The organism is Slackia isoflavoniconvertens (assembly GCF_003725955.1).
In the GTDB taxonomy this organism is placed as follows: Bacteria; Actinomycetota; Coriobacteriia; order Coriobacteriales; family Eggerthellaceae; genus Slackia; species Slackia isoflavoniconvertens.
In genome coordinates, this window is the sequence record NZ_QIBZ01000013.1 from 21,072 (window position 1) to 39,260 (window position 18,189).

Sequence of the window (18,189 nt, forward strand, 5' to 3'; positions counted from 1 at the left end):
TTAACACAATTGCAACTGCACGCAGCAGGTGTTAAACGCTACGAGCATTTGACACAAGCATGCGCAAAACGACCCTACTACCCTTTTCGAATTTTAACCACGATGTACATGCTCAAAACCGCCGCGCCAATAAAGCCGAAAAAGCCAATCACCGGCACGCCAAAGAGCTTCGGCTCCATACCCGCAGAATAAATCAGCGACGATCCGACGAACAGGCCCGCCGTAATCATGGACAAGCTCAGACGGTCGATGATGTGTCCGATTTTCTCCATGGGGCGCGGCGCCTCCACGTCGAACTTGATGCGCAGGCGTCCTTTTTCCGTCATATCGAGCACGTTGGAGATGCGCTCAGGCAAATGCAGCGCCTTATCGGCTGCAGCCACCGACGTGAACACGCGGTCTTCCGCCTCGTCAATAAGGTCGAAGTTGCGCACGAAGTAGCTTTTCACGTAACGCTCAACCACGGCCAGAATGCTGATTTCCGGCGACAGCGAGATGAGCGTGCCTTGCAGCGACGCCAAACCACGCACGAGCATCACGAAGCTTTGGGGCATGATCACATTCGCATGGTCGAGGATGCCCATGATGTCGTTGAGCAGCTGCGCCACGTCCATCGAATGCGCGTCTTCGGAGCTATAGCGATTGACCAATGCGCTGAGGTCTTGCAAAAGGGCGCTGTAATCGAAACTCTTGCCCGACACATCCTTCACGCGCCCCCACTCAACGAACAAATTCGTGAGCCTGTGGCTATCTTGCGCGATCATGGCCTTCATCATTTCAAAGAACAGCCTGCGCTCGTAAGGCGAGAGCTCGCCCATCATGCCGCAATCGATCCACACGACCTCGCCTGGATCTTTCTTGCCCGCAGCGCGCTCTTCATCGGAAAGCGCCGGTCGCACAATGAAATTCGCCGAATGCGGATCAGCATGATAGAAGCCGTTTTCGACCATTTGCCGCATGAATGAATTCGCGATGCGATCGCCGATTTCGCGCAGATTGTAGCCCGCTTCGCGAAGCTCGTCGACGTGCTCGAGCGAGAGGCCGTCGACGAATTCCATCACGAGCACCGTCTCATCGGAATATTCGTCATATGCCTTCGGGCACGTGACGCCCGGCTCGGTAGCGAGGCCCCGACCGAAGCGCTCGAGGTTTTCGCGTTCCACGTTGAAATCGATTTCCTCGCGCACAGTGCGATCGAGCTCATCAATCACCACATTGATGTCAACGCCCTGGATCATCGTAGACCCGGTAAGGTTGAGCAGGTCAGACGCGCGGCGCATAAGGGCGATGTCGCGCACCATGTCTTGGCGCACATGGTCGCGACGGATTTTAATGGCCACGGTTTCGCCGCTTTCGGCAAGCGTCGCCTTGTAGACCTGCGCGATGGAAGCCGATCCAAGCGGTTCGGCGGCGATGTCACTGAACACGTCGTGCCAATCGCCGTCGTAAAGGTCACGCAGCCGACGCTCCACCAGCGAAAACGGCTCAGGCGTGGTGGAAGAACGCAAGGTTTGCAGCGCATTGCAGTATTCCTGGGGAAGCATGTCGGATCGAGCCGAAAGAATCTGCCCCAGCTTGATGAACGTGGGACCGAGCTCCTCGAGCAGACTTACGAGTTTTTCGGGCGTAATGCCCTTCGCGATTTCCGCGTGGCGCAGCGCCTTCATGATTTCGGCGAGACGAGCCGGCGAAGTTTTATCGTTTACGCCGCCGCGGAGCAGCTTCGCCACGTCTTTCGCGCGAGCCATGCGCACCCCTTCCCCTCATTTTCGAACGTTCGTTCATTGTAGCGCAGGAAGAAGAACCGCGCGAAAAGGAGCGGTAACGTTGCCCAGCCGTAGCGCGAGGGGAAGATGGCAGAATAACCCAATGTGTGCTTCGGCAAAAAGAAGATGCTTCCCTATGCCGAAATGAAAAATAATTCAAGGGGTTTCTTTCGGCCATGCTCGGATATACTCAAATCAGACCCTGCTTCCAAAGCCGTCATTTGCGATGGACCGATGCATTTTTTCAGGGAGCCCTAGATTACGCGGGGATACAGGGATTCGCGCCTGTTGGCACGAAAGCTTTGAACCTCGTTGCGGGCACCCACCTATTGAAGGTGGGTTCATCCTTAGGCTGGGGGCAGGGTTTTCTTTTTTATTCCTCGCCAAAATAGCAATCGATTTTTCGACAACGCACCGCACCTCTGTGCGGCGGCGGCAATTGTGCGTCTTTTTGCCAAATATCTGTTAAACGCTCGGAGCGTTTAACAGATTGTCGGAAAAGGACGATTACCCCCTCAATAACGAGCTGAGCCCTGGCGCGCGAAGGAAATGCGCACTTCAGACCTGTTAAACGCTCCGAGCATTTAACAGGTCTGAAGGCAACAAAAAGCCTCCGGCGGCGGCCAGAGGCTTTTCAATATCGGACGAATCCGCCGTTCGGAAAAGAGCGAGACTAGCAGTTCTTCGTGATGATGGTGCCCATGGTATCGGCAGCCTGCTCGCAAGCGTCTGCTGTGTTCTCGAGGCGCTGGAACAGCTTATCCCACACGAACACATACAACGGGTTTTCCTCACCATGCGAGTACAGCTCACGCAGAGTATGGAAGAACAGCTCGTCGGCCTCTTCCTCAACCGATCCCACATCGATGATGAGCTTGTTGATCTTCTTCGAGTTTTTGAACTCGTCAAAATCTTCCAACGCCTTGCCGAGCTTTTCGCAGCTCTTCAGCAACAGTTCCGCGAACTCACCCGCCTTGGGATGCATTTCCTTCACATCGAGCATATAGAAACGCTGTACCGTGCCCTCCATGTAATCAAGCACGTCGTCAAGCCTCTGCGTGAGCGAAATGATGTCTTCGCGATCGATGGGCGTCACGAAGTCGACCGTAACCGCGTCGAATACCGAATGCACGAGCTTATCGCCCGCGTGCTCGATTTCATGCGCGCGCTCGATGTAATCGTCGAGGCTGTCGGGGCCCTTATAGTTTTCGATGACCTCTACGAGCAGCTTTGCCTCGGCAATCGCAAGCTCTGCCTGCTTTTCGAATGCCTCGAAATAATCGAGCTTCTTACCATTCTTGTGCTTTGCCATGTTCGCCCTCTCACGCGAAAAAAGTCAATGCTTTAAAACGCCTCGATAACACGATGGCGTTCGATGCCAATGGTCGTAAGGCCCTCGTGGCCTGGGAATACGATAGTCGAATCGGGAAGCTTGCCGAGCTTCTTCAGGCTCGCGCGCATCTCGTTCGCGTTGCCGCCCTCGAAATCGACGCGGCCCGTTGCGCCACGGAACAGCGTATCGCCCGTGAACACCACGCCAGGCTTGCCGTCAAAGCCAGGAAGGTAAAGGCAGATGCCGCCCTTCGTGTGGCCCGGGGTAAGCATGACCCTGAACTCGAGCGAGCCGAGCTTGATCGTGTCGCCGTCGTTGACCTTGCGATCGACATGCACGGGTGCCACAGCATCCCAGTCGCCGAAGTAGCCCGGCTGGCCCTTTTCGATGATGCGGCTATCGGCGTTGCTGGAAATAACCTTTGCGCCGGTGGCCGCCGCCAGCTCAGGCAAGGCAACCAGATGGTCGTTGTGGTCGTGAGTGCACACGATGGCCTCAAGCTTGAACCAGCCAAGAGCCTTCTGAATGGCCTCGGCATCGCCGGCGGGATCGACGACCATAGCCGGTGCGCCCTGCTCGCGGCCATCAGCCACGATGAAGCAATTGTTATCCATCATGCCGATGACGAGCGCCGTAACGGGCACGCAGCCGTCATCGATGGTCACTTGGCGTTTGCAATTTGCACGCATTCGCATACCTTTCTACTTGCGCCTGTGGGCCGAATCGCCCGGCAGCATACGGCGCGCGTCGAACACGCCGTCAATTTTTCGCAGCTCGCCCAAAATGTACTCGATGTTCGAGATTTGCGAAACCTGGAACAAGTACCTCATTTCCACGATGCCATCGGAATGGCTCACCGTGTTCGAAGCGAGCACATTGACCCCTGTATCGCTGAGCGTGTTGATGATATCACGCAGCAGATTCATGCGATCGAGCGCTTCAATGAACACTTCGATTTGATACGAAGCCGTTGTCTCGGCCGTATCTTCCCACGCCACTTTGATAAGGCGGCCCGGATCGCGCATAAGGTCGGTCGCATTCGGGCAGTCGGCTCGATGCACCGATACGCCGCGGCCGCGCGTGATGAAGCCGATGATATCGTCGCCCGGAACGGGATTGCAGCATTTCGACAGGCGCACCGGAGCGCTGTCGATACCTTCGACGACCACGCCGTTTGAAGCGTGGGCGCGACGTTTTGGCTGGCGGCGCACCGTGGTGATCATGGGCGGCATGGCGCCATTGGGAAGCATCGCAAGTTCGGGATGCGATTCCTCCTCCACCTCGGGATTCAGAATTTTCACCAGGCGATTCGTGATATGCAGCACGGTTTCCTTGCCCGCGCCTATCGCCACCATCATATCGTCGATGTCTTTATAGCCGAGCGTCTCGCACACCTGCTTCTGCGCACGAATGCTCGCGGTAGAGCCCAGGCCGAGGCCGTGCTTCTTCATTTCGCGGGCAAGTTTTTCGCGACCGACGATCATATCGTCGCTTCGGCTCACCTTCGAGAAATACTGGCGCAGCTTGCTTCGTGCGCTTGGCGTTTTCACCATCTTTAGCCAGTCGCGGCTCGGCGTGGCGCTTTTCTGCGTGAGAATCTCGACGCGGTCGCCCGTTTGCAGCTCATAGGAAAGCGGCACGATGGAACCGTTCACCTTCGCACCGACGCAGTGGTTGCCCACCTCGGTGTGCACGGAATACGCGAAATCGACTGGGGTCGAGCCCGCGCGCAGGCTCATGACTTCGCCCGCCGGCGTGAACACGAACACTTCGGTGGGCGCAAGATCGACCTTGAGCTCGTTGAGGAATTCGCGCGAATCTTTCGTTTCTTCCTGCCAGTCGACCATCTGGCGCAACCAGGCGATTTGACGATCGAACGCGGCGTCGGCCTTCGAACCTTTTTCCTTATAGCGCCAGTGCGCAGCGACGCCGTATTCGCTCATGCGGTGCATTTCTTCGGTGCGAATTTGCACTTCGAGTGGACGGGCAGCGGGGCCGATGACCGTGGTATGCAGGCTCTGATACATATTGAGCTTCGGCATGGCGATATAGTCCTTGAAGCGACCCGGCATGGGGTGCCACAGCGTATGCACGGCGCCCAAAACCGAATAGCAGTCGCCCACCGTTTTCACGATAACGCGCACCGCGATGAGGTCGTAAATTTCGGAAAAGCCCTTGCCGCGCTTCGTCATCTTCTGATAGATTGAATACAGGTGCTTCGGGCGGCCGGCGATATGCGCGTCAGCGATGCCCACGCGCGCCAGCTCGGTATTGAGCGTTTCGACAACGGAAGCCAAATACGTCTCACGCTCGTTGCGGCTCTCGGCGACCAGGCGGCTGATTTGCTTGAACTTCGCAGGCTCAAGGTAATAAAACGCGAGGTCTTCAAGCTCCCACTTGATGGAGCCGATACCCAACCGATGCGCGATAGGCGCATAAATTTCAAGCGTCTCGCGCGACTTGAAGATGCGTCGATCCTCCTTCAACGCGCTCAAGGTGCGCATATTGTGCAGGCGGTCGGCGAGCTTGATAACAATCACGCGAATGTCTTTGCTCATGGCAACGAACATCTTGCGCATGGTCGCCGCCTGCTCATCGGTGAGGCTCTCGACTTCGATGCGCGTGATTTTCGTGACTCCCTGCACAAGCTGCGACACTTGCGCACCGAACTGCTCTTCAAGGGCCACAGCCGTGGTGTCAGTGTCTTCGATCGTGTCATGAAGAAGTGCAGCACACAGCGTGTCGACATCCATTCGCAAATCGGACAGAATGAGCGCGACATCGATAGGATGGATGATATAAGACTCGCCGCTCTTACGTTTTACGCCCTTGTGCGCCGTGCTTGCGTATTCGTAGGCGCGCTTGAGCTTTTCAGCCGCAGCGTCGTCGAGATAGCTCGTTTTCTCCACGAGCAACGCAAAACGCGACTCGGGCGTTACCGCAGCACACGCCTCGGGCGAAGGCGCGATGCCCCCTTCGAATGCGTCGGCGGAAAGCGCGCCAATGGCCTCGGCCAATTCAGATTCTATGGGAAGCGCCGTTTGACGCTCGGTGGCTTCATCGGTCATAGCTATTCCCTTCCTCGCTATTTCCATCGGGCATGATGGGGCGAACAATACGCGCACGCAGCTCTTCGGGCGTGGCATTCAGAATCCAATCGGAGAATCGTTTGAATTCTTCCGCTTCAGCGCGGCCCTCGCAATACAGCACGCTGTCGTCAAGGTTCACCTTGCCTTGCACTTCGCGAAGCCGAACCCGGCGAACCGAGGAGCCATCGTGCGAGCATTCGGTTCGCACATCGACCAGCCCAAGCTCGGAAAACGCCGAGAGCGCAAACGACGCCGCACCAGGCATGAGCGTAAAGCGCATGTCGGTCGGCGGGCAGGCGGCAATAAGGTCTTCGTTCGACAGAGTGAAGAAGCCCGATTCGTCAACCGCACCATTTCCGTGGCCTCCCGCGGCCTGGCGCGAAAAGGCCCGGAGGCCTCGGTAGATAAGCCCCATGCGATCGTAATCGGGCGCGAACTGGGCCAGAATGCGATCGTTGTAGTACACGTCGCGCTTACCGAACGCGAGGTGGATGGTCGCAGGCTTGCCATCACGGCCGGCGCGGCCGCTCATCTGGTTGAATTCAGCATCGGAGAACGGCATTGCGTACAGCACCACATGGCGCACATCGGGAATATTGACGCCCTCGCCAAACGCCGACGTGCACACGAGCACGCGGAGCACGTCGTCGCGGAACAGCTTTTCGATGCGGGCGCGCTCTTCACGCGAAAGCCCAGCGTTGTAGAAGCCGATTTGCATGGCGACATGAGGTGCGAGCGCGCGAAGTACGCGCGCGATGTCGACCGACATGGTGCGCGAGTTCACATACACGATGGTCTTCTCGCCCGTCGCGACGATATTCGCCAAATATGTTTCTTTGTCGCGTGCATTGCGATGGTCATCAAGCAGCAAGTTATCGCGCACATGGGCATCGCCCACAAAGCCTTGCACCCCTAGGCCTTCACGAACCTGATTCGCCACCTGCGACGATGCCGTTGCCGTAGCGGCGAGCACCGTTTTCACCCCCAAACGACGCGCGAGCTCGCCCAGCTGGGCGTATGCATCGCGGCGACGGCCGCCACCGTCGGCCAAGTGGTGCGCTTCATCAACCGCGAGGAATCGCACGCGACCGCACGATGCGACCTCATCTGCATGGAAGGCGAGGTATTCGGGCGTGGTAAGCACCACATCGATAGCACCCGATGCCAAGCCCGCGTACACTTCCGCACGTTCATCGGAAGAGCTTTCACCCGTAAGGCTCGCAGCAGACAGCCCGAAGCTTTCGAACAAGCACGCCGCATGGCACGCCTGGTCGGCGATAAGCGCACGCAATGGATACACGAACACGCTCGCCCCGCCATTGAGCAGCGCCTCGCGTGCAGCGTGAATTTGGAATATGAGCGACTTGCCACGCCCGGTGCCCATAACCACGAACGCGCTTTCGCCCCGCGCGAGCATATCGAGCGCGCGCCTTTGCGCATCATGCAGGTTCGAAGCGTCGCCGATCGCGTGCGCGACCAGGGCGTCGGTCAAACCGTCGGGGTTCTCAGATGCAAACTCGCGCCATTGTTCACGGCGCTCTTCGGCAATGTGCTTCGCTTCGTCGTCGCAGCTGGACAAAATGCCGGTATCTTCATAGAGCTCGCCCACAAAATCGAGGTCTTCGGTCGGCAAGCACGCGCGCAAGCCGGGGCATGGCGTGGCAGGCTCCACCTCGTCGAGCAGGCACTTCACCGATCGGCGGCCCTTCCATTCGTCAATCTGCACCTGGAACGCCGCATCGACCACGGTATTGCACGACATGAGCGACTCGATTTTGCCGCAATGGAACATGATGGCGCCAACCTTGGCTGCGCCATCGACCATTTGGCACGACAGGTGGTTTTTCTCGACGCCCACGGCATGACGGGAAAGCAGGCGCACGTTGCGCGCCAAAAAACGCGGCGTGGGGTTCGTACGGCCGAAAGGCGCCAACCGCGAGAGCGCCTGGACGTTCTGCAGCGTAAGCTCCCCCAGCCCGACCTGCGCCTCGACCTCAATTTGAGGATGGAAGCTGTCTTCGGGAAGCGTATCCATGTATTCGCACAAACGGTGCGAGAATTCATCGAGCTTCGCCGCAGGAAGCGTAATGCCCACAGCACCCCCGTGGCCACCAAAGCGGGTGAGCAAATCGGAACACGACTCTATGGCCTTGAACAAATTCACGCTGCCCACGCTTCGACCCGAGCCGCGCGCTTCGTCGCCATCGATGGTAAACAGAATCGTCGGCACGCCGTATTCATTCACCAAACGCGAGGCGACAATGCCCTTCACGCCCTCGTGCCAACCTTCGCCGCCAACCACGAGCGCGCGCTGGCCGTGGTAGATTTTCGCAGCCGCTTCTTCGGCGCATTGCGCAAGATTTTGCTCGACGCGTCGGCGCTTATCGTTTACCTTATCGAGCTCGGCGGCAAGGCCCTGCGCCTCTTCGAAATCGTCGGCCATCAGCAAATCGAGCGCCAAATCGGCATCACCCATGCGGCCTGCGGCATTCAAGCGCGGAATGAGCGAGAACGACAGCCCCGTCGAGGTTATTTGCTTGTCGCCCGCGTGACACACGTCAATAAGCGCCTGGATGCACGAACGGGGATATTTGTTCATGCGCTCCAGCCCATCGGCAACGAGCGCACGGTTCTCGTCGCGCACGGGCATAAGGTCGGCGATGGTTCCCAACGTCGCGAAATCGGTGTATTCGCGCCACAGATGGGGCTTTCCAAAGCGAGCGCCCAGAGCCTGGATGATCTTCAGTGCAACGCCCACACCGGCCAAAATGCCGCTTTCGCATTCTGGGTCGCACTTCGGGTCGCATACAACAACGCCCTCAGGAACCAAATCGCCCGGCTCGTGATGGTCGGTCACTACCAAGTCGATGCCTTCGGCCAAAACTGTTGGAGCGATATCCCCGCTAGCGATGCCGCAGTCAACCGTCACGATCAAATCGGGTTTGAACGCCTTCGCGCGCTCGAAAGCAGGCGGCGTTATGCCGTAGCCTTCTTCAAAACGCTTCGGAATGAGGGGCGCGGCATTGGCCCCGAGAAATTGCAGGCCACGCGTGAGCACCGTAGTGGCAGAGATGCCATCGAGGTCGAAATCGCCGAATACCACAATGCGTTCGTCGTCGCGCACCGCGCGCTCCAGGCGATCGACCGCCGCACCAAGCTGCGGAATCGTGTAGGGGTTGAGCCAATCGCGCTCGATGTCGGGCGCAAGGAATGCACGCGCCTCTTCGAGCGAATTCACGCCATGGGCAACCATGGTTCGCGCCGCGAAATGCGGTAGGCCAAGTTCTTGCTGAATAGACGATACAAGCGCCGGGTCTGCCGGCATGAGCTTGAATTGGGCTGTCATAATGTGCACGCTGCTTTCGCGTAGTTTCTTTTCCATCGAACATTGTCGCACACTTGACGGCACATGGCGGCGGCGATGAGCCCGCAGAATGTCTCGTTCAAAAACCGAACGATGCTTGCCGTCTTATTCCGAAAAGAAAAAACGCAACGCAGAAAGCGCCCAGCAAGAAAACGACCGTAATTTCACCGGCAAATAAAAAGGACGGCATCAAAGCCGTCCTTTCTTGCATTAGTTGAATCGCTGCTGGGTTTTCTCCAAGCCGCTCTCGAGATAGAACAGCGCCGCCTCGCTCGCGAGGTGCGTGCCCTGCACGAAATCGTCCCACCCGTCCTTCTTGGGACGGCCAAGTACCCAATCGACCACTGACATGCGTCCCGGCGGGCGTCCAATGCCCACGCGAATGCGTGTCCAGTCTTTCGTCTGCAGCTTATCGGCAATCGACTTTAAGCCATTGTGGCCTGCAAGACCGCCGCCGTGCTTCACGCGAATCGTGCCCGGGTCGATATCGAGCTCGTCGTGGATCACGATAACGTCATCGGCCGTGGCGCTATACGCCTGGCATACCTTCTTCAAAGGACCGCCCGAGGTGTTCATGAAGCCCTGAGGCTTTACCAGAAGCAAATCTTCGCCCTTGTACGTCGTTTTCGCTGTAAGGGCGCCGCATTCGTTCTTCCAGTAGTTCACGCGCAGTTCTTCGGCCAACGCGTCGACCGAATCGAAGCCGGCGTTATGCCGCGTATGCTCGTATTCTTCGCCTGGATTGCCCAGGCCGCAAATAATATGCATGAATGTTTCTCGCTACTTGTTGAACAGCTTGCTCACAGAGCCGTTGCTGTACACGCTCTGAATGGTGCGCGCCAGAAGAGGAGCAACCGAGAGCACACGAATCTTGCCGGTTTGGCGATCGAGCGGCACGGGGACGGCGTTAGTCACGACGACTTCCTCGATGCAGGAATTCTGGATGCGATCATATGCCGGGCCGCTGAACAGGCCGTGCGTTGCGCACGCGTACACCTTCTTGGCGCCCTTGGACATAAGGGTTTCGGCCGCCGCGACCAGCGATCCACCCGTGTCGATCATGTCGTCGTTCAGGATGCAGACCTTGCCGGTAACGTCGCCGATAAGCGCGGTGATTTCAGCCTGGTTGTGCTTCGGGCGATCTTTGTGCATGATCGCGATATCGCAGCCGAGCTGGCCCTGGAACTTCTTAGCGGCCTTCGCGCGACCCACATCGGGAGACACGACGCACATTTCTTCGGGGTCGATGCCCTTGTTCTTGAAATAGTCCACGAAAATCGGCATGGCGGTCATATGGTTCACCGGAATGTCGAAGAAGCCCTGGATTGCGTCCTGATGCAGATCGATGGTGATGATGTCATCAGCGCCGGCAACGGTAATGAGGTCGGCTACGAGCTTTGCCGTGATGGGCTCGCGCGGGGCGGCCTTGCGCTCCTGACGGGAGTAGCCGTAGTGCGTGACGACAGCAGAAATGGTGCGGGCGCTTGCGCGCTTGGCCGCATCAATCATGATAAGCATTTCCATGAGCGCATCGTTGATGTGCTCGCCGGCGATAGACTGAATAATAAAGACATCGGCGCCGCGCACCGAGTCGAGGTAACGAGCGTAAATCTCGCCATTGGCAAACTTCTCGAGCTTCACGTTGCCAAGCGTGGTTCCCAGCTCAGTTGCAACCTGATCGGCCAGACTCGGGTTTACCGAACCCGTGAAGACGGCCATGCTCTTTGTCATCTCGGTCATGCGCGTGCTCCTTCGCAATTTTTCGATTCTGCGCCCCTTCCGCAGGCGCAATGCATGCTGTTTCTGATTGTACCCACGCCGTCGCAGGAAGAGAACCGCAAACACAAAAGATTCTGGTCAGATAACAAGAAGTGAAACGGAGCTAGAAGCGAGACCAGAGGCGAGGCCGGGCAGAAGCGTTTTCCAATGGCGCGAGTTTTGACCAAGTTAGCCGCATATGCTGGTCAAAATCGCCACCATTGGGAAAATGCCCTACCCCAAGCTGCTCTCTAGGAAAGTTTCCCTTGGCAATTTGCCGGGAAAACCGCAGCTCTGCAGAAGTTCGCGCGAAAAAAAAGCGGCCCCGGATGCGCAGGGCCGCCTTCAATGTTGCAAATGGCGCGAGTTTTGACCATAAACGCAAGCGGGCTGGTCAAAACTGCCGCCATTGGAAAACGTCTACTTCGCAGCTTCCTTCTTGGCCTTGAGCTTCGCCATATGCTTGGCGGCCCAGCCTTCGATTTCGCGTTGGTCGGCGCGCTCGAGCGCCAGCGCATCGGGGGCCACGTCGCGCGTGATGCACGAAGAGGCGCCGATGATCGCACCCGCGCCGATGTTCACAGGGGCCACCATCATAGTGTCGCTGCCCACGAACACATTGTCGCCGATTTCGGTGTGATTCTTATTCACGCCGTCATAGTTACAGGTAATAGAACCTGCGCCGATGTTGACGTTCTCGCCCATCGTGGTGTCGCCAATGTAGGAAAGATGCGGTACCTTCGAGCCCTTGCCAATGGTCGACTTCTTGATTTCGACATGCGTGCCAGCCTTGACGCCTTCGCACAGGTGGGTACCAGGACGCAGGTACGCACGCGGGCCACATTCGGCAGCATCGTCGATGCGCGCTTCGATGGCGACCGTTTCGTCGACGCGAGCGCCGCAGCCAACCTGCGTGTCGGTCAGGCGCGTGTTCGGGCCAATAACGCTGTGCGAACCAACCTTGGTCGCGCCAAGCAGGTAGGTTTGCGGCCACAACTCCACGTCTTGCGCAATTTCGACGTCGGGGCCGACGAACGTGCTTTCGGGATCCCACATGGTTACGCCGGCCATCATGTGGCGGTTGTTGATGCGATGCTGCATGGCGCGCGTAGCCTGGGCGAGCTGCACGCGAGAGTTCACGCCCATAGCTTCTTCGGCGTCGACGGTTTGAAGCGCGAGCACCTCGCGGCCGTCGTTTCGGCAAATCTCGAGCACATCAGTAAGGTAATACTCGCCCTGGGCGTTGTCGTTCGAAACACGCGAAAGCGCATCGAAAAGCGCCGGCGCATCGAAGCAGTAGAAGCCCGAGTTGCATTCCGTGATAGCGGCTTCTTCGGGCGTGGCGTCTTTTTGCTCAACAATGCGCACGACAGCTTCGCCTTCGCGAACAATGCGGCCATACCCAAACGGGTCGTCCATATGCATGGTGAGCACGACCACGGCCGCGCCCGTCTCTTCGCGCTTGGCGATAAGGGCCTGAATGGTTTCAGGAGTGATAAGCGGGCAATCGCCCGAAAGAACCACGAGCGAACCCTCGGCGATCGATCCGTCGGCCTGCGTGAATGCCTCACGACCGGCGTTCACGGCGTCGCCCGTGCCGAGCTGCTGAGTTTGAATAGCGATTTTCGTATCGCCCTCAACAAGAGGAGCAACCTTTTCGGACATATGCCCGAGCACGGTGACCACATCTTCGATGCCGGCGCCATGGGCGGCGTCGACGACCCAGCGCACGAGCGGCTTGCCAAGCACCTCATGAACAACCTTGGGTTTGTCGGATTTCATGCGGGTTCCAGCGCCCGCAGCAAGAATCAACGCTTTCGCGGTCATAAAAACCTTCTTCGAATCGGTTGCGTTTTAGCAGGAAAAGTATACCAGCGCGAGGGCGACAGCGCACAATTCTCGATAAATGCCCATGCGACGAGGGCCCCACCGCACTAAATAATCGGACGCGTCCATTCCGAAAGACCCTTCGCACGACGATTCGCGCGTCGGCCCTTCATGTTCTCGACGCACCCCTGCATACCATGGGGCACGTACGCGAGGTCTTCGATATCTTCGGGCAAATAGCTCACAAGCGAGAGTGGCGCGGTTTGCTGCGGGTTTTCCGGCGCAGGCCCCGGCACCGCCGCAAACCCGCATACGGGCGCGCCCTGCGCCACGAGCTTATGCTCGTATCCGCTCCACGGCTCATTGGGAAACATCCCTCGAACATCGTCGGTGTTCCACTGCACGTCATAGCCCGCGATCTCGAACTGAGCGAGCGAGAAATCACGCAGCGGCATGCTGTCGGTGCGCAACCGAACGAATGCGCCCGGCGCCAACAGCGGACGATACGACATAAGTCGCTCGAAATGCGTGAGCCGATAGTGCGCCTTCTTCTTTTTAGGAAACGGCGTGGGGAAATTCAGCAGCATTGCGGAAAGCTCGCCCTCGCCAAACGTTTCCGACAAATCGGAGTCGTCGTGCAGCACGAACACGGCGTTCGACACACCTTGCGCAATGGCGCGTTCTGCCGCGCGCATCACGCATACGCCATCGACGTCGAGCCCCACAAACAACACATCGGGGCGCGCAGCGGCGCATTCGACCGTATATTCGCCCTTGCCGCAACCCAAATCAAGCACAACAGCGGCATAGGAATCGCCGCGCCGTTCGCCCAAGGGCGCCCAACAGCGCCATTGGCCTGCACGATCTTTTGGGTGCGATTCGACATTGCTCGCGCATGCGGCAAGACGCTCCTCAAGCGAAAAGCCCTTTGGCAAACGAGATGCGGCGGTGCGCATGACTTCCTCCATACATAGATAACTTGAAAGCATCGATAGTACCCCATTTCAAAAAACGGGGCCTGCGAGCCTGCATTCCTGCGCGGTTTCGACATCAAGCAAAAATTCTTATTGATATTTGATATCAATTGGCATATAGTATTAGGCGTACCGAGAGGAGGTCACCATGGCGCAGCGCAACACCGTTCAGCAAAAAATCATCGCGGGGCAACTCGCCAAACTCCATGGCAGCCACCCCACCGCCGACGAAGTGTATCAGTCCATGAAGGACGAATACCCTTCTATCAGCAGGGCTACGGTATATCGCAACCTCAACAAGATGTCTGACAATGGCCAAGCGCTCAAAGTGCGCGTAAGCAGCGGCGCCGATCATTTCGACGACACCCTGCGCCCCCACTACCACGTGGTATGCGCGAAATGCGACCGCGTCGACGACGTCGAGGTTGACTTACCAAGCAACGTCACAGAGTCATTGGACAAGGCGACCGCGCCCGGTTTTACCATCACGGGCTATGAGCTGCTCTTCTGCGGATTATGCTCCGCATGCGCCCAAGAAAGGCAGGAATAATGAGCGATTCCGTTGACACCAAGGCGTTTCACGCTTTCAGCTATGGGCTGTTCTTGCTCGCTTCGCAAGCCGATGGCCGCGACAATGCCTGCATCGTGAACACCGCCATCCAGGCAGCGTCGGAGCCTCGGCAGATAAGCGTCGCATGCATCAAGGGCTCGTGCACGCAAGAGACGATCGCCGCTTCAAATCGGTTCTGCGTCTCGGTGCTCGACGAATCCACGCCGCTTGAGTATTTTGAGCATTTCGGCATGAAAAGCGGGCACGACATCGAGAAATTCGTCGCGAGCGACGACGCTTCCATTCCCGGAGCGAACCCATCGCGCACCGAAAGCGGCCTCGTTTTCGAGAAAAGTGCCATCGCGTTTTTCGATTGCCGCGTCGTCGAGAGCATCGACATGGGAAGCCATGTGATGTATGTGGGCGAAGTCGTCGAGGCACGCCGCCTTTCCGATAAGGCGCCCATCACCTACGACTACTACCGCAACGTCACAAGAAAGACGGGAGCTGCGGCGAGCGCGTCCCGCACGGCAGCCAATGTTGGCGAAATCGTCGCATGGAAGTGCACGATTTGCGGTTACATCTACGAAGGCGAAAACCTTCCATCCGATTTCATCTGCCCAATTTGCAAACACGGCGCCGAAGATTTCGAGCCCGTGTACGCAAATGAACACGGCGGTGAAGATATACAGGCCGCGGCGGCAACGCCGCAGGAACCACAAAGTAAAGGGGTAATGAATATGGAAACCAAATGGGTCTGCAGCGTATGCGGTTACATCTACGAAGGCGCCGAGCCTCCCGCGGAATGCCCCGTATGCCACGCTCCGGCAAGCGCGTTCAAGAAGCTCGAAGGTGAGCAGACGCTCGCCGCTGAGCACGAATATGGCATCTACGCCAAAACCGTGAAGGACAACGAGGCAATCTCCGACGAGGACAAGAAGTTCATCCTCGATCAGCTGAAGGCGAACTTCAACGGCGAGTGCTCCGAGGTGGGCATGTACCTGTGCATGGCTCGCATCGCACACCGCGAGGGCTATCCCGAGATTGGTCTGTACTGGGAAAAGGCCGCCTTCGAAGAGGCGGAGCACGCCGCGAAGTTCGCGGAGCTGCTTGGCGAAGAGCTCGAGCCCAACATGAAAGCCTCGACGAAAGAGAACCTCGCATGGCGCGTTGAGTGCGAATTCGGCGCATGCAACGGCAAGACTGAGCTCGCCACCTGCGCAAAGAAGAACGGCCTCGACGCCATTCACGATACCGTGCACGAAATGGCTCGCGACGAAGCTCGTCACGGCCGCGCCCTGAAGGGCTTGCTCGACCGCTACTTCGGCTAAGCCCAAAGCGCGTCGCAAGGCAATCGACCACAACGCCCCGCATTCGTTGCATCGCTCGAATGCGGGGCGTTTTCAATAAGGAAAGCAGGGAGAAACCGTGGCGAAAAAAAGCTCGGGCGCAAAAGCGCGCAACGCTCAGAAACGAGAACCCATGGTCGCGCTTTATGGCCTTGACGAAGGAACTCCCCGGGGCGATGCCGTTCGCGCCGTTCTGCGCGACCTAGGAATTCGCGTGCGCACTATCGCGCCTGAACATCTGGGCAACCCCGTTGGGGCCATAGCCGGCATGCCCGGCATGAGGCCCACGCGCAACGCCTTCGAAGGCCAGGCGCCACGTGACGAATTCATGCTGGTATGCCCCATGCCAAACGCGCTGATCAACGAGATGCTCGCCGTCATGCGCGAAGCGAACGTGAGTATCGCCCACAAAGCGCAGGTCACTGCCCACAACCGCCTCTGGCCGATGCATGTGCTCATGGCAGAAATCGCCAAGGAGCACGCCGCCATGACCCAAAACGCTCAATAGGCTATCGCGCGCCGAGCATAATCGTACGCGTCGCTACATGATCTATAAGCTCCGGCGAATGGGAAACGAACACGAGACCCGCACCGTTTTTCTCGCACCATCGCATAAGGAAGCGCCAGACCCTCGCCTGCGTAACTGCATCGAACATAGCTGTGCTTTCGTCAGCGACAAGATAGCGCGGAGCGCACGCCAGCGCACGCGCGATGCAGAAGCGCTGCAACTCTCCACCCGAAAGCTCGTGGGCGTGGCGGCGACGCCATTCGGGACGAATGCCGAGCCCCGAAAGAAGCTCGCTTGGCGTATCGCCCGCCTCCGCCAGCATGCTATCCATGGTCTGACGCGGATCGACCATATTCTCGGGATGCTGGCCAATAAGCTGGACGGGGCACATTCCCCGCAACGGCAACGGAGAGCCGTCCACCATCACGCTGCCTGCCGCAGGCTTCAGGTAGCCAGCAAGAATACGGCATAGCGTCGTTTTTCCGAAGCCCGAAGGCGCACACAGAGCGATTCGTTCGCCGGGCGCGATTTGAAGCGAAAGGCCGTCATAGAGCACGCGTCCTCCGCTATACGCAAACGAAATGTCCTTCGCCTCGAGCATCTTTTGCATTCCCTTCCGCATACCAACCTCGCCTACGCATTGCTTCGCCATGCGCGGCATTATCGACAAACGCAGCGAGCCAGCCATCGCCAAACCATGGCGCCGCACACCGTGCGTTCAAACGCGCATCGCCCAAAGGCCACCTACCCAATCGCTTCCTCGGACACCGAAAATCCATTGCCGGGAAGCGCGCGCCACAGTTCGCGCGAAAACGGGTGGCGCAACTGGCTCGGGTCGTCGAAGCTTTCGACGGCGGTTTCCTCTATGACCGTTCCGTCTTTGAATACGGCGATACGGTCGGCCACGCGCAATGCGAGCTCGATGTCGTGTGTAATAAGCAGCACGCCGCCACCCGCATCGGCGAATGCGCGAAGATCGTCGAGGGCGCGCACCGCCAAATCCAAATCGAGGCCAGGCGTCGGCTCATCGGCCACAATAAGACGCGGGCTTTCGACCAGGGCGCTCGCCAAGAGCACACGGCGGGCCATGCCGCCCGACAATTCAAACGGATACATGTCCTCAACTTCGGGGGCAAGCCCGTAATGCTCGAACAGCGCGCGCTGGCGCTCGGCGCGACGCTCGGCATCGGCCGCATCGCGAGCAACGCCACGAACCTGCCGGCCCACTTTCATAAGAGGGTCAAGGTTGGCAACGCTCTGCGGAACGAACGCAATCTCGCGACCGCGCAGCTGCGCGAGCGACGCGGCATCTTGGCGCACGCCGTCGAACCAGATTGTTCCCGAGACAATGGCATTGGGCTCATAGAGGCCCAGAACGCTATCGGCCAAAAGGCTCTTGCCCGAACCGCTCGCACCGACGATTGCCATAATCTCGCCCGCATGCACTGAAATCGAGAGATCGGAAATCACGCTCACGTCTTTCTTGCGAGCGCGGAAAAAATGCGTTTCATCGGGGTCGTACATGGAAAACGACACGCACAAATCCTCAACCTGCAGCAAATGATGCCCATGCGCATGGTGCGACGACATCGCATGGGAATGGTGATGGTGCATAGAGGCGTCGCCGTGTTTATGCGCCTCGTGAGCCAAAAGATGTTCGTCTTTCACGTT

Annotated in this window: 14 protein-coding genes; 3 read left to right on the forward strand and 11 right to left on the reverse strand. The window is 58.2% G+C overall.

What is annotated here, in order from left to right; translation table 11 throughout:
• Positions 1 to 77: 77 nt before the first annotated feature.
• From DMP05_RS07380 to trmB, 9 genes are all read right to left on the reverse strand, one after another.
• Entirely contained in the window at positions 78 to 1,748 is a 1,671-nt protein-coding gene (locus tag DMP05_RS07380) for an ABC1 kinase family protein (protein WP_123219842.1), read from the reverse strand.
• A gap of 691 nt (positions 1,749 to 2,439) precedes the next feature.
• Positions 2,440 to 3,078 carry a DUF47 domain-containing protein gene (locus DMP05_RS07385; protein ID WP_123219843.1) on the reverse strand — a complete coding sequence of 213 codons (639 nt, stop codon included), beginning with the start codon at positions 3,076 to 3,078 and terminating at the stop codon, positions 2,440 to 2,442.
• Between the two features lie 32 nt (positions 3,079 to 3,110).
• Positions 3,111 to 3,788: an MBL fold metallo-hydrolase gene (locus tag DMP05_RS07390; protein WP_123219844.1), complete on the reverse strand. Its 678-nt coding sequence runs from the start codon at positions 3,786 to 3,788 to the stop codon at positions 3,111 to 3,113.
• Positions 3,789 to 3,800: 12 nt separating this feature from the next.
• A complete protein-coding gene (locus DMP05_RS07395) occupies positions 3,801 to 6,167 on the reverse strand; it encodes a RelA/SpoT family protein (RefSeq protein WP_123219845.1) in 2,367 nt (788 codons plus the stop codon).
• Positions 6,157 to 9,534: a single-stranded-DNA-specific exonuclease RecJ gene (gene recJ, locus DMP05_RS07400; RefSeq protein ID WP_123219846.1), complete on the reverse strand. Its 3,378-nt coding sequence runs from the start codon at positions 9,532 to 9,534 to the stop codon at positions 6,157 to 6,159. Before recJ ends, DMP05_RS07395 begins: the two co-directional genes overlap by 11 nt.
• 228 nt (positions 9,535 to 9,762) lie before the next feature.
• Entirely contained in the window at positions 9,763 to 10,320 is a 558-nt protein-coding gene (gene pth, locus DMP05_RS07405; protein ID WP_114614780.1) for an aminoacyl-tRNA hydrolase, read from the reverse strand.
• A 12-nt stretch (positions 10,321 to 10,332) separates the two neighbouring features.
• A complete protein-coding gene (locus DMP05_RS07410; RefSeq protein WP_123219847.1) occupies positions 10,333 to 11,292 on the reverse strand; it encodes a ribose-phosphate diphosphokinase in 960 nt (319 codons plus the stop codon).
• A gap of 438 nt (positions 11,293 to 11,730) precedes the next feature.
• Positions 11,731 to 13,137 (reverse strand): bifunctional UDP-N-acetylglucosamine diphosphorylase/glucosamine-1-phosphate N-acetyltransferase GlmU, encoded by a 1,407-nt coding sequence (gene glmU, locus DMP05_RS07415; RefSeq protein WP_123219848.1) that lies wholly within the window; start codon positions 13,135 to 13,137, stop codon positions 11,731 to 11,733.
• Between the two features lie 107 nt (positions 13,138 to 13,244).
• Complete coding sequence (gene trmB / locus DMP05_RS07420) at positions 13,245 to 14,093, reverse strand: tRNA (guanine(46)-N(7))-methyltransferase TrmB (protein ID WP_123219872.1); 849 nt, start codon at positions 14,091 to 14,093, stop codon at positions 13,245 to 13,247.
• A gap of 166 nt (positions 14,094 to 14,259) precedes the next feature.
• On the opposite strand from trmB, the gene DMP05_RS07425 reads away from it, so the two are divergent.
• The 3 genes from DMP05_RS07425 to DMP05_RS07435 all read left to right on the forward strand — a co-directional run bounded on the left by DMP05_RS07425 (position 14,260) and on the right by DMP05_RS07435 (position 16,518).
• On the forward strand, positions 14,260 to 14,661 hold the full coding sequence (locus DMP05_RS07425; RefSeq protein ID WP_123219849.1) for a Fur family transcriptional regulator: 402 nt from the start codon (positions 14,260 to 14,262) through the stop codon (positions 14,659 to 14,661).
• On the forward strand, positions 14,661 to 15,992 hold the full coding sequence (locus DMP05_RS10245) for a rubredoxin-like domain-containing protein (RefSeq protein ID WP_161957500.1): 1,332 nt from the start codon (positions 14,661 to 14,663) through the stop codon (positions 15,990 to 15,992). The genes DMP05_RS07425 and DMP05_RS10245 overlap by 1 nt, the downstream gene beginning before the upstream one ends.
• A 97-nt stretch (positions 15,993 to 16,089) precedes the next feature.
• Complete coding sequence (locus DMP05_RS07435) at positions 16,090 to 16,518, forward strand: DUF3783 domain-containing protein (RefSeq protein ID WP_123219851.1); 429 nt, start codon at positions 16,090 to 16,092, stop codon at positions 16,516 to 16,518.
• Position 16,519: 1 nt separating this feature from the next.
• Here the strand turns inward: DMP05_RS07435 and DMP05_RS07440 are convergent, their stop codons facing one another.
• Entirely contained in the window at positions 16,520 to 17,119 is a 600-nt protein-coding gene (locus DMP05_RS07440; RefSeq protein ID WP_123219873.1) for an ABC transporter ATP-binding protein, read from the reverse strand.
• Between the two features lie 143 nt (positions 17,120 to 17,262).
• Positions 17,263 to 18,186 (reverse strand): ATP-binding cassette domain-containing protein, encoded by a 924-nt coding sequence (locus DMP05_RS07445; RefSeq protein ID WP_244595091.1) that lies wholly within the window; start codon positions 18,184 to 18,186, stop codon positions 17,263 to 17,265.
• Positions 18,187 to 18,189: the final 3 nt, after the last annotated feature.

Coding starts and splice junctions, on each gene's coding strand:
- DMP05_RS07425 (WP_123219849.1), top strand. CDS start 14,260: ATGGCGCAGCGCAACACCGTTCAGCAAAAAATCATCGCGGGGCAACTC.
- DMP05_RS07395 (WP_123219845.1), bottom strand. CDS start 6,167: ATGACCGATGAAGCCACCGAGCGTCAAACGGCGCTTCCCATAGAATCT.
- DMP05_RS07390 (WP_123219844.1), bottom strand. CDS start 3,788: ATGCGTGCAAATTGCAAACGCCAAGTGACCATCGATGACGGCTGCGTG.
- glmU (WP_123219848.1), bottom strand. CDS start 13,137: ATGACCGCGAAAGCGTTGATTCTTGCTGCGGGCGCTGGAACCCGCATG.
- DMP05_RS07380 (WP_123219842.1), bottom strand. CDS start 1,748: ATGGCTCGCGCGAAAGACGTGGCGAAGCTGCTCCGCGGCGGCGTAAAC.
- DMP05_RS07440 (WP_123219873.1), bottom strand. CDS start 17,119: ATGCTCGAGGCGAAGGACATTTCGTTTGCGTATAGCGGAGGACGCGTG.
- trmB (WP_123219872.1), bottom strand. CDS start 14,093: ATGCGCACCGCCGCATCTCGTTTGCCAAAGGGCTTTTCGCTTGAGGAG.
- recJ (WP_123219846.1), bottom strand. CDS start 9,534: ATGACAGCCCAATTCAAGCTCATGCCGGCAGACCCGGCGCTTGTATCG.
- pth (WP_114614780.1), bottom strand. CDS start 10,320: ATGCATATTATTTGCGGCCTGGGCAATCCAGGCGAAGAATACGAGCAT.
- DMP05_RS07410 (WP_123219847.1), bottom strand. CDS start 11,292: ATGACCGAGATGACAAAGAGCATGGCCGTCTTCACGGGTTCGGTAAAC.
- DMP05_RS07385 (WP_123219843.1), bottom strand. CDS start 3,078: ATGGCAAAGCACAAGAATGGTAAGAAGCTCGATTATTTCGAGGCATTC.
- DMP05_RS10245 (WP_161957500.1), top strand. CDS start 14,661: ATGAGCGATTCCGTTGACACCAAGGCGTTTCACGCTTTCAGCTATGGG.